The organism is uncultured Candidatus Kuenenia sp. (genome assembly GCF_900696675.1).
Lineage (GTDB): Bacteria > Planctomycetota > Brocadiia > Brocadiales > Brocadiaceae > Kuenenia > Kuenenia stuttgartiensis_A.
The window spans coordinates 1-14,374 of the sequence record NZ_CAADGZ010000086.1 but is presented as its reverse complement, the minus strand read 5'-3'; the positions used below and the strand labels follow the sequence as shown (position 1 = coordinate 14,374).

12 protein-coding genes and 1 pseudogene are annotated in these 14,374 nt (G+C 40.3%); 3 read left to right on the top strand and 10 right to left on the bottom strand.

Annotation, left to right across the window (positions count from 1 at the left end; all coding sequences use genetic code 11):
• Positions 1 to 507: 507 nt before the first annotated feature.
• The 3 genes from cobA to lptC all read right to left on the bottom strand — a co-directional run bounded on the left by cobA (position 508) and on the right by lptC (position 6,274).
• Positions 508 to 2,034: a uroporphyrinogen-III C-methyltransferase gene (gene cobA / locus QZT26_RS12290; protein ID WP_295102476.1), complete on the bottom strand. Its 1,527-nt coding sequence runs from the start codon at positions 2,032 to 2,034 to the stop codon at positions 508 to 510.
• 642 nt (positions 2,035 to 2,676) lie between these two features.
• Positions 2,677 to 4,461 (bottom strand): HEAT repeat domain-containing protein, encoded by a 1,785-nt coding sequence (locus QZT26_RS12285; RefSeq protein ID WP_295102474.1) that lies wholly within the window; start codon positions 4,459 to 4,461, stop codon positions 2,677 to 2,679.
• The gene (lptC, locus tag QZT26_RS12280; protein ID WP_295102478.1) at positions 4,448 to 6,274 is read right to left on the bottom strand and encodes an LPS export ABC transporter periplasmic protein LptC; all 1,827 of its coding nucleotides are present in this window, start codon (positions 6,272 to 6,274) and stop codon (positions 4,448 to 4,450) included. The genes QZT26_RS12285 and lptC overlap by 14 nt, the downstream gene beginning before the upstream one ends.
• Between lptC and QZT26_RS12275 the strand changes: the two genes are divergently transcribed.
• Positions 6,273 to 6,575 (top strand): hypothetical protein, encoded by a 303-nt coding sequence (locus QZT26_RS12275; RefSeq protein ID WP_295102479.1) that lies wholly within the window; start codon positions 6,273 to 6,275, stop codon positions 6,573 to 6,575. The genes lptC and QZT26_RS12275 overlap by 2 nt on opposite strands.
• A gap of 170 nt (positions 6,576 to 6,745) precedes the next feature.
• Here the strand turns inward: QZT26_RS12275 and QZT26_RS12270 are convergent, their stop codons facing one another.
• From QZT26_RS12270 to QZT26_RS12260, 3 genes are all read right to left on the bottom strand, one after another.
• On the bottom strand, positions 6,746 to 7,273 hold the full coding sequence (locus QZT26_RS12270; RefSeq protein WP_295102472.1) for an HAD-IIIA family hydrolase: 528 nt from the start codon (positions 7,271 to 7,273) through the stop codon (positions 6,746 to 6,748).
• Positions 7,274 to 7,275: 2 nt separating this feature from the next.
• Positions 7,276 to 8,265 carry a KpsF/GutQ family sugar-phosphate isomerase gene (locus tag QZT26_RS12265; RefSeq protein ID WP_128704831.1) on the bottom strand — a complete coding sequence of 330 codons (990 nt, stop codon included), beginning with the start codon at positions 8,263 to 8,265 and terminating at the stop codon, positions 7,276 to 7,278.
• Positions 8,266 to 8,714: 449 nt separating this feature from the next.
• Positions 8,715 to 9,731: a tellurite resistance/C4-dicarboxylate transporter family protein gene (locus QZT26_RS12260; protein ID WP_157820358.1), complete on the bottom strand. Its 1,017-nt coding sequence runs from the start codon at positions 9,729 to 9,731 to the stop codon at positions 8,715 to 8,717.
• 185 nt (positions 9,732 to 9,916) lie between these two features.
• Between QZT26_RS12260 and QZT26_RS12255 the strand changes: the two genes are divergently transcribed.
• Positions 9,917 to 10,180: a SemiSWEET transporter gene (locus QZT26_RS12255; protein ID WP_099324068.1), complete on the top strand. Its 264-nt coding sequence runs from the start codon at positions 9,917 to 9,919 to the stop codon at positions 10,178 to 10,180.
• A gap of 145 nt (positions 10,181 to 10,325) precedes the next feature.
• Here the strand turns inward: QZT26_RS12255 and QZT26_RS12250 are convergent, their stop codons facing one another.
• From QZT26_RS12250 to QZT26_RS12235, 4 genes are all read right to left on the bottom strand, one after another.
• Entirely contained in the window at positions 10,326 to 11,156 is an 831-nt protein-coding gene (locus QZT26_RS12250; RefSeq protein WP_099324067.1) for a metallophosphoesterase, read from the bottom strand.
• Between the two features lie 70 nt (positions 11,157 to 11,226).
• Positions 11,227 to 11,643: a CBS domain-containing protein gene (locus tag QZT26_RS12245; RefSeq protein WP_164994835.1), complete on the bottom strand. Its 417-nt coding sequence runs from the start codon at positions 11,641 to 11,643 to the stop codon at positions 11,227 to 11,229.
• Positions 11,618 to 12,091 (bottom strand): hypothetical protein, encoded by a 474-nt coding sequence (locus QZT26_RS12240; protein WP_099324065.1) that lies wholly within the window; start codon positions 12,089 to 12,091, stop codon positions 11,618 to 11,620. The genes QZT26_RS12245 and QZT26_RS12240 overlap by 26 nt, the downstream gene beginning before the upstream one ends.
• A 312-nt stretch (positions 12,092 to 12,403) precedes the next feature.
• Positions 12,404 to 13,750, bottom strand: coding sequence for a glutamine synthetase family protein (locus QZT26_RS12235; protein WP_099324064.1), 1,347 nt, complete (start codon positions 13,748 to 13,750; stop codon positions 12,404 to 12,406).
• Positions 13,751 to 14,146: 396 nt separating this feature from the next.
• On the opposite strand from QZT26_RS12235, the pseudogene QZT26_RS12230 reads away from it, so the two are divergent.
• Positions 14,147 to 14,374 (top strand): annotated as a pseudogene (locus tag QZT26_RS12230) (hypothetical protein); the annotation flags it as partial.

The following is a 14,374-nucleotide window of genomic DNA, read 5'->3' as shown; positions in this document are numbered from 1 at the left end:
AGATCCCGCGTCCGCGGCAACAATCACATGAATTATTAGAGGCATTACAGATAAAGTTGCCAGAAGTATTGCCAAGCCGGAACATACGGGTAGTCACTAGAAAAAAGCTTGCTGTTCGGCGTAAAAGTCAATAAATATAAGGCTTTTACGGCACTTTTGTTTTTTGACTTGGGGTGAACATCCGTTATAAACAAAAACATAACGGATATTTTTATGTTAATATTTGCTCTTTTCATATTGATGGCCTCCTTATATGTGATATGCGGTACCGATACCTTTTACATTACATTGCGTTTCAAATTAAATGGAATTTACAGACATATCAACTGGAAAAACATTGTGCTGTAATGCACATAGAACGTTTCTCCGGGGGGGGTGAAAAAATGATGTAGGTCAAGTAAGCAGGGGGTTTATTTTTTGAAGTAAATTATGCCTTTGGCGATTTTTCAATGTAGAGACGCATTGCATGCGTCTCTACATTAATATTGAAGTTCCTGTACTATGAACTTATTTATCAATGGGAGATGTACTTTCCAGTATGGCATTTACCAATCCGGGGATCGTATATTCCTTCGCTTTAATGGCAATATCAATCCCCATTTCTTCCGCTGTCTTTGTAGTAATGGGGCCAATACTCGCAAATTGGATATGTCCTTTTAAAGAAGTGATATTTTCTTTTCCTATAAGTTGTACAAAATTCCTTACCGTTGAGGAACTGGTAAAGGTAATAATGTTAATCTCCCCGTTTCTCACTTTCTCTAAAATATTGACGTCTTTTGGCTGCCCCATAAGGGTCTTGTATACAATCAGGTCGTTAACTTCACCGCCTGACTTCTGCAATTCTTCGGGAAGATAACTTCTTGCTATATCTGCCCGGGGAAGTAAAAACCGCTCGCCTTTTATTGCCGTTACCCTCTTCAGTTCTTCCGCCACAGATTCTGCCACAAACTTTGGCGGTTTACAATCGACCCTGATATGATACCTTTCTATGCCTCCGGCGGTAGCAGGGCCTATGGCACATATCTTGAGGCCTTTCAAAACCCTTACATCCTTTCCTAATTCAAACAATCGCTGGAAAAAACTATCCACACCATTAATACTTGTAAATACCAGCCAATCGTAAGTATTAATGGTATTTATTGCTTCATCCAATGGTTGTATTGAATCCGGTTTTACAATTTCAATCGTGGGAAACTCAATTACATTGGCGCCAAATTCATATAACCTGTCCGCAAATTCACTCGCCTGTTCTCTCGAACGGGTAACTACAATCGTTTTGCCAAACAATGGCCTGTTTTCAAACCAATTAAGCTGATCACGCAACTTAACAACTTCACCAACGATGGTTATTGCAGGAGGTTTGATATTTTTTGCCTTCGCTACAATCGTATTCAGTGTGCCGACAACGGTTTCCTGCCGGAAAGTGGTGCCCCACCGTATTACCGCCACCGGCGTATCGCCGGAACGTCCGTGCTTCATAAGCTGTTCCGTAATATATGGAAGGTTTTTTACCCCCATATAAAATGCCAGTGTGCCAATCCCCGTGCTTATTTTTGCCCAGTCAATGGAGCTTTCGTTCTTGGCAGGGTCTTCGTGCCCGGTAATCAAACCAAAAGTAGAGGTATATTCCCTATGCGTTACGGGAATGCCTGCATAGTTAGGAGTCGCTATAGCTGCGGTAATGCCCGGAACTACTTCAAAAGGGATCTTATATTCTCGCAGAACAAGGGCTTCCTCTCCGCCGCGTCCAAAGATATAAGGATCTCCTCCTTTTAACCGTGTGACAATTTTATCTTCCAATGCTTTTTCTACGAGAAGCTTATTAATATCCTCCTGTTCAAGGGTATGGGAACCACCCTGCTTTCCCACATATATCATTTCCACGCCCGGTTTTGCGGCTTTAAGTAATTCAACGTTTACGAGATAATCATAAACAATAACGTCCGCTTTTTTAATACAATCTCGTCCTTTTACGGTTATAAGCCCCGGATCTCCTGGACCTGCTCCTACTAAGTACACAATACTGCGTTTCATCAATAAAATACCTTTCCTTACTTAACTGAAAATATTGAAATTCCTAAACTGGCATAGCTAGAACCAAACAAGCAATAAATAAAAAATACGAAATCCGAAGTACGAAATACGAAACAAATCCTAATAACAAAGCATAAAATTCAAAGCAAAAACAAATCCAAAACATACAACAATTTTGAAGCACAAAATGCGAGATACGAAAGATGCACTTGTTTCGCATTTCAAATCATTTTGTCACTAGGAGTTGTTTTTCAGATTTCAACATTGAATATTTTGCCAAAAATGCCAAAGAAATTACTGACAAGGTACTACATACTGCTACTTGCCGGGGATTGTATCTGCCATAAAACACATATTATAAGGACTATTACAAAAATTTTAATCTCGTCATAATATTGAAATCCTATTATTTAGTCAAATTGTTTATTGCACACGTTTGCAAAACGGAAACCATAGCGCCGTCAGACCGCATTTAGTACCCTATCAGTAATTTCTTTGGCATTTTTGGCAAAATATTCAATGTTGAAGTTGGTTAATTGTAAGCATGAGACGATTTTTTTTAATCTGTGTAATCTGTGATTCCCATTTCTTTCTTCGCGTTTCGTGCTTGTTTGTTTCTGGCTATGCCAGTTTTGGCAGATGCTACTCAATATCTTTGTATCGCTCCACAATCCTACCCATCGCCTCAAATGCGCTATCAACGACGTCTTCATTCCTGCTATTTATGAGCGCCTTCAGGGATAGAAGTGTCTTTGGCGTCCCGATTCTGCCAAGCGCCCAGGCTGCAGAGCTTACTACCAAAGGGGATTTATCTTTTAGCGACCACATCAGCGGGGTTACGGCGCTTGCATTGCCAATCCATCCGAGTATCTGCGCTGCACGATTTCTCGTATGTTCATTAACGTCATTCAGTGCGCCAATTAATGCCGGTACCGCAGGATTGCCTGTTTTTATTAACGCCCAACTGGCTTTACGCCTTGTAGATTCTTCGTTATCATGGAGGGCCTTTATCAGAAAAGGAACGGCCTTTTCCTCCATAGAAGCCAATGCCCACGCTGATTTTGTACGGGCAAAGGAGGCCTCACTTTCCGCATCGGTGATAAGAATATCGTACAAGGCTGCAATTGCTTTATCATTACCACTATTGCCTGCCGCTTCAATGCAAGCCTCTTTGACAAGCCAGCTCTTTTCTTTTTTAAGCATCTCCAGTATGGGAAAGACTGAACCTTGATTTCCCAGAGTGCATAATGCCCTTGCAATATCATATCTTACGTTTATCTCAGTTTCTCTTTGAAACCTGTCAGTAAGCGCCCGTATTGATTGTGCTGCGCCAAGCCTTTTTAATGCGAGCACCGCCTCCCTCCGAACGATGGTATTTTTATCGTTTAAAAGCGGTTCTATCTGTGGTGCGATAGTATTATCACCACAAAAACTCAGCGCCCAAACGGCATTTTGCCTTATCTTTGCACTCTTCTTTTTGAATAATTTCAGAAGCGGCGGTACCGTGTATTTCTGTGGCAGAACGGCTAATGTTATTGCCGCTGTCCTTGATTCATCCTCTCCTTCGCTCTGCAACGTGTTCAACAGTGTTTTTATTTTTGTTTGAATAAACGGGTCGTTATTGTCTATCGAAAGCGGCCTTTTTTCACGTGCTTTCTTTTTTATTTCAGTTGTGGTGTTTAATCGGGTATTTATATCCAAAACATCCATTGCTACATAGGGATAATCCACGAGAAGAACATCTACTCCCCGCTTTATCGCCCTCTGTATTATCCGACGGTCATCACTTTCCAGTAAAGAAGTAAATGCGTATTTCTTTTCTTTGCGGATTTGTTTCAGTTTTTCTTCGTTTAGTTCATCTGTGGAAACATACACCAGTCCCTTTCCGAAAGACCTTGCGTTTTTAGGGCTGTAATTCCTCATCGTTCCCCATAAATAAACTTGCGAAGACATCTCATAGGTATTAATCAGTTCTGCAACTTGTTCTTCCAGAAAAATCTGTTGTATATTTAAAATCAGTTTAAGTTTGTTAATTTTACAAAACATCAGTACGTCTGACAGCAAAGGAACACGTTCCCCCTCAAACTCCACGCCCCGCCATGATCCAGCATCGTACTGTTGTATTTCCGAATATAATAAACGGTCAACCCTGCCCATACCATCCGTTGTGCGGTCAATCGTTTCGTCGTTCATTAATATAAGCCGGCCATCCTTTGTACTGCGAATATCAACCAAAACACCGTCTATGCCCAATTCTGCAATCCTGTGCAAAGCAGCAAATGTATTTTCCGGCGTTTCTTCCAATATACCCCGATGCGCAAAAATTTCCACACGTTGCGTATTTTCTGCGTAAAGCTGCCCTGCAAAGGTTGTTAGAAAAAATACCAAAAAAATTATAATATGACGAATCTTTTTATTTATCCGCATTGCCAGCTTCTTTACTGATAAGTTGCCAGTGAGGTCTGCCTTCCCACGTTATCCTGCCTTCTGCCATATTGAAGTAAACCTTTTCAGAAAAAGTCCTCGAACCTTCTTTTCTTAATTCCGCCTTCGGGCTGCCAGTCAGCACTCCCATGTTTTTCGGTAAATCCCAGGTAAAAAATGTGCCGAACCCCTCGCTCCCTCCTAAATCCTCGCTATAAAAATAAACGTTGCCGGCGGTAATAATTTTTGAAATCTCTCCGTTTGCTCCCATATATGCATCAATTTGGTCTCCGCTCAGCCTTTGTCCGCTTTGAGAAACCAGAACCTCTTCAAAAAATCCTGCCTTTTTTATAACACTATCATACTCCATTTTTTTTAGCCAGGTAACTTTAATGCCTGTTTTGTCCGTTTCTTCGGTGCGATTCATTCCCTTTCCGATTTCATATAAACTCCCCTTTCCCTCACACAGGATTTTTTCCTCATTTTCGAAGAAAGTAACCTTGGGGGAAATAATCTGCCTTGTATTTCCTTCCCTGAGAATAGCAAAAGGGGTCCCATATAAAACGGTTGCGTTACTTTGTGCATCCCATGCAACCTGATCACCAACCGCCTCGTTCCATAAACCGCCTTTTTTATCAACAATATGAACCTTATCCTTTGCGTCAAATGATTTCAGGTCATAGTTATTGTCGTTAAACGTTACGTACAAATAATCACACCGGAGAAGGGAATCATCTCTCCGTACTTCAATATTTTCCTCGAAGATGGCTTCCCTTGCATCCCCCATGTAATTCATTTTCCATTCCCATTTCACATTAATCATTTCATACTTTGCATCTGCATCCGCAGTTTTTTTCTCCGGAATGTTTTTCTCATTGGGTTTTATTCTCAAGCTGCCGGCACACGGAACGTCTATTTTGTTTGCATTTTTATAAAAAATCATTTTGGCGGCGTATATACTGAGATCATCTCGTATAAATTCTGCCTTCTTTGCATCTTCAAGAATTGCGCTTTGCGTATTGGCATCCCAGGAAAGTGTGTCTCCTTTGGCAATTTTTGATCCCTGCGAAGCAAGAACATTTCCGCTTGCAATCGCCTGTTTCGTTACTTTTGTTTCTGCATCAAGAAAAATAACAAGCTTGTCTGAGAAAACGGTAGTGCTGCCCTTCGCGGCTTCAACATTGTCGTTGAATGTCATGACATGGAAATCAGCATCCCTATCAAACACAAGCGGACCGTTGGAACGAATGATTGTTTTTTCTTCAGTCTTTTCATCTTCAACCGTTTTCCCCATATCCGGTGCTTCCGGTACATGGCCTTGTCCTAAGCCTTCTTCATACATGAAAAAGAGATCATTTTTCACACCATCCATTTCCATTTCCGCATCTTTTATAATCCACATCTTTCTGTTGGCAAGATCCACCTCGCAACCCTTGCCGGTGATTACAAGCCCTGTTCCGGTGATAGTGACAAACTCATCCGTATGTACGGACTTATTCCCGGGAGAGTACTGCATGTTTTCGGTATACAACCTGGTTTCCTTATCCAGATGAACTACAACGTTATCGGAAAGGTACCCCTCATTTGAAATCTTATCCATCTCTCCAATGTCCGATGTAATTATCACCCTTTTCGCTTCGTCCCCCGGATCTTCATCATCCATTAATTCAATTTCCGGTTCAATTATTTTATATTTGTCGTTCTCCAGCAAAAAGGTATTTTTCCCTCTCATTGTGTACGTCTCATTTCCTTCCTTATCGTAGTTGGGGAGAAAAAGACCGTCAACCGTTTGAGTGATCTTCTCGGATTTTCGTATGTCGTCTATTATTCGCTTATTCTTTAGAGAATCTTCTGACGAAACAATGCTTTCTCCTGGTTTTTTGACAGTATTTTTTGATTTGGGCTTTGAGAGAATAACTGAAATGATTATCGTAATGAAACAAATGATGGGTATGCTTAAAAATATATATCTTCGCGTAGTCATTATTTACAGGAAAACAAAAAGTCTTACTTCTGAAGTGCTTTATTTGTTACAAACATTAATTATGCAGGGCTGGTATGAAAAAAGAAATTTTCAATATTTATATCTGATTATTCGTAACACTTTAGCTTTTTGAAAATACTCAATAAAATCAAGGATTCCGGTGTTTACAAAAAGAAAGGTATATACATGATTATTAAACACACCCCTAAATCCACTCTTTATAGAGGGGCCTGGGGGGGAGTGTTATAAGGAAGCATTCCTTTTACCACGCACACTGTACTATATATGTGTGGCAAATTTTTTTCAAAAAACTAAAGTGTTACGATTATTCTGATATCGATCCATGATTATATGCCATTTCTCTTGAAATTTAATTATCTTCTCGGCAACTTCTCTTACAGCGCCACATCCGCCTTTGGCTTTTGTAACGTAAGAAGAATATTGTTTTACGACAGGCATGGCATTGGCAACCGCAACGGGAAAACCGACGCGGTAAAATATGGGTAGGTCTATGAGGTCATCGCCAATATAACACACTTCTTCATCTTTAAGCGAATATTTCCCAAGGATATTATTATATACGTCCAGTTTATTTTTGATTCCCTGATGCACCTCCGCGATATTCAATTCTCTTGCTCGGTGATCTACTGCTTTGCTCGTTCTTCCGCTAATTATTGCCGTTTTAATATTGACACGATGAAGATAAGAGATACCCGTGCCGTCCAACACGTTAAAAGCCTTTGCTTCCCGCCCTTCACTATCAATAAAGATCGAGCCATCTGTTAAAACACCATCAACATCAATAATAACAAGTTTTATCTCTTTCATCATATTTAAAATCTAACCTCCAATAAATCCTGCACATCAAATATGCCGACAGGTGTATGGAAATCGTTAACCACAGGAATTTGGTCAATTTTGTTTTCTCTCAGTATTTTATATGCCTCTTCAACTAAACAACGATTATTGATTACCTTGGGAAAGGGGGTCATAACCTCTTTTATTGTCTTGCATAAAAATGACGTTCCTTCCCTTAAAAGCCTTCTCAAATCCCCGTCCGTAAAAAACCCCGTCAACCGGTTATTTTTATCAACAATACTCACTGCTCCCGGGTTACCTTTTGTTTCCGTCATAATGCCAAGGACATCCAGCAGAGGCATATCTTCATCCGCTACAGGATTTTCCCTGCCTTTGCGCATAACAACTTCAACCGGCAGTAATTTTCTTCCAAGTTCTCCGCCAGGATGATAGAAGGCATACTCTTCTTTGCTAAGATTCCTCTTTTTAAATATCGTTAACGCAATGGCATCTCCAATGGCAAGCATCGCCGTTGTGCTCGAAGAAGGCGCAATGCCTAAAGGGCAGGCTTCTTCAACATTTCCAATATCAAGAACGACATCGCTATGCAGCGCCAGGGAAGATTTATTATTGCCCGTAACGGAGATTATCTTTGTTCCCATTTGTTTCAAAAATGGCAAAAGCAACACCACCTCTGTTTCGCCGCTGTTTGACAACGCAAGTACAATGTCGCTGGCAACAATTTTACCAAGATCGCCATGTCTGGCTTCGGAGGAATGAATCCAATAAGAAGGCGTGCCGGTGCTCGCCAAAGTGGCAGAGATCTTCTGTCCAATAATGCCAGCCTTTCCAACCCCGGTAACTGCGACCCTGCCGGAACACGTAAATATGATATCTACGGCTTTTTGAAAATGATTATCAATACGATGAATCTGATTTTTTATTGCTTCTGACTCGAGTAATAATACTTTTTTTGCATAATCTATGTCAGACAGGGGCTGTTTTTCTGTTAAGCCATTCAACATAACGTAAGGATTTTATCTTAGAGATGAAAGAGATGAAATTTATAATACTTTAGTGCTATGAAATGGGAAAAACTGCTATACTCAAGGGGTTCACAAAGTGTGATTTCAAAAATACTATAACTATTTATGTCAACAAAAGTTAAATCTAATTTTAGAAATCCCTATTTGTGAACTCTTACAGTATAGTTCCCAAGCCGGAGCTTGGGAACTAGTACATCGTTTCGTTAAAATGTGTACGTAAAAAAATGTCATTGCGAGGAGTGTAGCGACGAAGCAATCTCTTGTTCCCAAAAGACTTAAGATTGCTTCGCTGTCGCTCGCAATGACGGTATCAATATAGATATTTTAATGAAACGCTATACTAGCGTTTCTACTTTTCCAAAAAACTAAATTGTTACAAAAAAAGTATCGTATGGTTCGCTAAAAGATTCCTGGAAACTGACATTGCGTTATTGCTTTGCCAGAGCTGGTTTAAGAAAAGAACGAATCATAGTCACGAACACTATCAGCCAGGCAATATACGCTATGTAGATAAATACCTTTGATATGTTTGATATATATCCTATCCCCAGCGCCTCTGCCAGCTTTAGTGTACCTGCCGTATACGTTCCCAACGGAAACGCCAGACCCCAGTACAGCGGATTATACTTATACGGCGTCATGTGATACACGTATTTCCATATCCCGATTATTACCAGCAGCGGAATCCACCACGTTCCAAAAGACCAGAAGAACACAGAAAATCCCTTGATAAATCCATCAATATCTAAAAACGGATCTTCTATCTTCGGGATGCTTAAGCTTATTGTCGCCCCTGCAAGTGTTGTTATCGCTACAGCTCCCGTGTTGATCCAGTACGGAGGCACCAACACCTCCGGTGCTATCTTGAAAAATATTAACCTATAAGTTATTAACGTTATAATCACCACGTATAAGAAACATCCTATCATCCACCACACCATCGAGGAAAACAGGATAAAGTTTGAGGTCTCCGCAAAACACGGCGATAATAACGCACCAAGCACCGCAACCGACTGTGTGCCTACCACCGATACTAACCACCCCCCGTGTATTGTGCGCTCTATCTGCTGTTCGTTTTTTAAAAATAACAAGGTGAATGTCGATAAGGTGAGCACCACCCACAGAAATATTCCAAAAAACCACAATGACTTGGCAACGCACTGGCAGTTAACTACGGTTACAAACTGCGCCCCAAGCACGTTGGTTCCTGCTACTATCGCAAAATAAACCAGTCCAAGTTTCGGATTTGATATGTCTGAGTACAGCAAACTCCAGTACATTATTATCCTCAGTATCTGGATCGTCAATATAACCGCATATGCCACAATGTTTAAATAAAACAACCCCTGTGCTACCGGCGTTATTCCCAACATATTTGACGCTATCGATATAATGCCTGTTGACATGATAAACACAAAGTAAGCCGGGTGTAATGTTTTTATCATGTTTCTTATTCCGCCCATTTTATCTTTTATCTTTCCCTTTTCCCTTGATTATTTTCCCCCTTTCCTTACTGCCCGTTAAGTCGTTAAATATAGCGTTTGATCTTACTTTTTGCAATTCTTTTTGGTATGCTTTAAACAATTAATACTATATTTTTGATAATAACAAAATAACCGGGGAAATATATATGGGATGGTCTATAATAGGAACAATTGCGGCATTGTGTACTACAGTAGGTTTTATCCCGCAAATCATTCGTGGGATAAGGACAAAGGAATTAAATGATGTTTCCCCGATAATGTTATCCCTTTTACTACTCGGCTGCAGTATGTGGTTAGTTTACGGGTTACATTTAAGAGATATAATCATTGTGCTTGCCAATGGATTTACTCTTTCTTTTGTGAGTACTATTTTCTCTTTGCGCTTTTTATATAAATACAGGGGCAAATAATAATTGCACATTTTAAAAATAATACCTAAGCTGGCATAGCCAGAACCAAGCAACAAATAAGCACGAAATTCGAAATACGAAACAAATTCTAATGACAAAAAATGCAAAGAAATTACTGATAAAGTACTAAAGGAAGAAGAAAGAACTACACCTGTTGCAAACCATTTCTTATGGTGAACAGCGTGATTTCAGGCCTTGCAAAAAACCGTACCGGCAAATTAGATACGCCTATGCCTCTGTTTACATACATTAACGTATTTCTTTCACGAAAGAGACCCGCAGCATAACGAGCCCCAAATTTTGAGTACACGATAGGAGGTCCATAAAAGGGGAAACACACTTGCCCCCCGTGAGTATGTCCGGATATAACAAAATCGACATCCTCATACTGGATTGTTTCAATCACGTCCGGATTATGTGCCAGTAAAATCTTTGGATTCTCATCCATTCCTTTCAGGGTTTTTTTAATATCTATTTCGCCCTTCCAGAGATCATCTATGCCCGCAATAAATATATACGCGTTGTCCCTATATAAAACAATATGCTCATTTATGAGTAAGCGAATGCCATTTCTCTGCAATTCATCATAGGTGCTTCCCTTATCATCATGATTTCCAAGGATAGCGAAAACTCCCTCTTTTGCCTTCAATTCAGATAATTCTTTTGCCACCGAAGAAAGATAATCGTTGCTGCCAAAAACATAATCTCCAGTCAGGACTATTACATCAGGACATAACGCATTAGTCTTGTGGACGCAATTCCGTATAAAATCCTTTGATACATATTCACAATGATGGATATCTGAAAGTTGCGCTATTCTTAAACCTTCAAATTTAGTCGGTAAATCTTCAAGCTTTATGGTAACGTTGTTTATTTCTACCCACCGGGGCTCTAAAAAATGGCTATAACCCCCTACGGATACCATACCCAGTACACATCCGCCGGCTCCTTTTATAAATGTTCTTCTTGAAATCATACTGGCAATATTTTCCGGATCTGCAAAAAAGACAGGTTAATTTGCATGAACTCTTTAAAAAACAAAACGGTTATCTGTTTTTTCTGCATTCATGAACAAAATACTGCAATACATCCGTTTCTGTTATCAAGCCAAGAAGAGTATTTTTATCTTCAACCACCGGCAAACAGCCAACCTTTTTATCAATCATAATCTGTGCAGCATCTTCAATTGAAGTGTTCGGAGAAATGGTAATGACGTCTTTTGTCATTACCTCCGCAACTTTAACAGAATCAAGAAAAGTCTTATTTTCTTCCCAATTCGTAACAATGGAAGTCAGCGACGCCTTGTAAAGATCTCTTTGCGTCAAAATACCCACTATTTCTTTTCCATTTACTACCGGCAAATGCCTGATTCTCCCCAAATACATAATATCTTCGGCAAAGCCAAGCTTTGAATCGGCATTAAGGGTGACCAACTGTTTACTCATTATTTCCTTTACTAACATCTTTTCCCTCCATTCTAATAGCCTCTTCCAATTTTTTATTCCACTCCGTTCCATAATGGTACTGAAGATTCCCTTTTATCTTCTCATCCCATCTCCTGTAAGCGTCTTTTATCGTAGTAATAGGCTGGTGTTTTTCGGATAAATATAAAATATTTTCTGTTCGTTTCGGTAGAGGAATCAGGATAAAATCCTGTTTCTCCGATTCTACGGATATCTCCGCAAGACAAACTCCCTTTGCATTTAGCAATATTTCCCTTGTGGCTGAAACTTCATTGCCTGAGAATATTCCGCGCAAAGCGGTCAAATCATCCCTGATTGCGAGAAATGCCTTCCATTCACGCTTATAGACCAACTGCTGATAAGCGCCTGAAGTATTATATTCGTTATAAATGCATAGTCCTGTTATTTCCTGCCCGGAAGCGGCTCCGGCACAATCAGGATAATCCATGCATTGTACGGGCCTGTACTTATAAATCCTGCGCCACAAATCCATTTTTAACGACAAGGCTTCCCGGTTTGCCGAAATGATAACATCAAGAAACTTGTCGGATTAATACAATTCGTTTCTGCGTCCTTCGCTCATAGCCAACAATTTCACATGCCGAAAGCCTGCCCTCTTTTTAGAAAATATTTTACAAAGCCGATATGCCCGCCGGAACCCATACTTTCTGCAAAGGCAATATTGTAACCGATCTCATTCATGGTATGGTTTTTATCCACTCGCAATTAATTGATTTTAGATACCCGTGGTCAGGGAGAACTATGTGGTTTCAAGATATTTTTTCTGCTCCCACTCCGTTACCTGAATCCTGTATTCATCCCATTCGGAAAATTTTGAATGCAAATATATTTGATAAGTATGTGAACCCAGCGCCCTCTTCATCAACGCACTCTGTTTTAATTCATGCAACGCCTCCCCCAAAGAACCAGGCAATGTTGCAATATTACGGTATGCCAGTTCATCCTTATTAAATTCATACACATTTTCTTCTGTTGCCTTTGGCAATTCAAGCTTTCTTTTTATACCATCCAGTCCTGCTTCCAGCATTACTGCCAAAGCAAGATAGGGATTGTTGCTTGGGTCAGGACACCTCAGTTCAGCCCTTGTTGCCTGCTCCCTGCCGGGAGAATACCTCGGCACCCTGATGAGGGCAGATCTGTTTTTTTGCCCCCAGCATATATACACCGGCGCTTCATATCCCGGAACCAATCTCTTATAGGAATTCACGGTCGGAGAAAGTATTGCGCTCATCGCCCTTACATGCTCCAGTTGCCCGGCAATAAAATGTTTTGCGTTCCTGCTTAATTTATACGTGTCATTTTCATCAAAAAAAATATTGGTGTTTGTCCTTATATCAAAAAGGCTCTGATGACAATGCATCCCGCTGCCACATATCCCAAAAATCGGTTTCGGCATAAAGGTAGCATAGAGATCATGCTTATGTGCAATGGATTTTACCACCTGCTTGAAGGTCAGGGCATTCTCAGCCGTCCGTAATGCTTCTGCATATTTAAAATCAATCTCATGTTGGCCCGGAGCTACTTCGTGGTGGCTCATCTCCACATTGATACCCATTTTTTCAAGAGTAAAAATAATATCTGCCCTCACATTCCCCGCAAGGTCCCTGGGAGAGAAATCAAAATAACTTCCTACATCATGTGGGGTGGGTGCAACGGCCCCGTCATTCTTCGGTTTAAACAGGAAAAATTCCAGTTCAGGCCCCACGTTATATTCAAAATTCATATCACGGGCATTTTTAATTGCCCTCTTTAATATGTAACGGGGATCTCCCTCAAAAGGCGAACCATCAGGCATATAAACATCACAGAACAGCCTCGCAGTCACAGCAACCGTCTCCCAGGGAAGCAACGCATATGTACCTGCATCGGGTTTTAAAAACATATCACTTTCACAAATCCTTGTAAAACCTTCAATTGATGAACCGTCAAACCACAACCCTTTCTCCAAAGATTCCGGGAACTTTTCAATTGGTATGGTAACTGCCTTTACACTACCGTTAATATCGGTAAATTGTAACTGAACAAGCTTTACCTTATCGTCTTTTGCCCGGTTAATTACTGCCAAATCAATATGTTCACCCGACATGCGATCTTGCCTTTCTCTGGTTGAAAACAGATTTTACTAAAATTATTTTCCACGGTAAAATTTCTCTGTAATGAAAATTTTGACCAAACAATCGTAATCTTTTGAATAGAATGGATTAAAGAAGCAATTCTAATTGCAACAGTTACAAAAAACAAGGATTTTATACACCGCTACAGGCAGTTGCGGAGTAACGTTAGCGTCGTCGTAACTTACCAATAAATTGTGATAGTTGGGAGCAGTAGTGTATTAGTCATTGGTCTTTCGTCCTTCGTCTTTGATTATGCCCCGCAAGACACGACGCTGTCAAAGTTTTCCATAAGCACATAATATACAAAGATATGCAATGCTTGGAGCTTTGCTGCTATTGCAGAGTGGGCAAAGCGTTGTCCGCAAAATATGCTCAAACGTCTCTCCTGCCGTTACAATACAAAAACGAAACGACAGGTATTTTGCATTCATAGAATATTTACAAAAATCAAGACAAGCAAAAAGACCGGGGAAATTGTTTACGGTATTACCAGCCTGACACAACAAAAAGCAAGTCCCAAAACCATTCTTAAGTTTTCCCGCGGACACTGGTCAATAGAAAATGGACTTCATTATGTGCGTGATACCGCTTTCCGT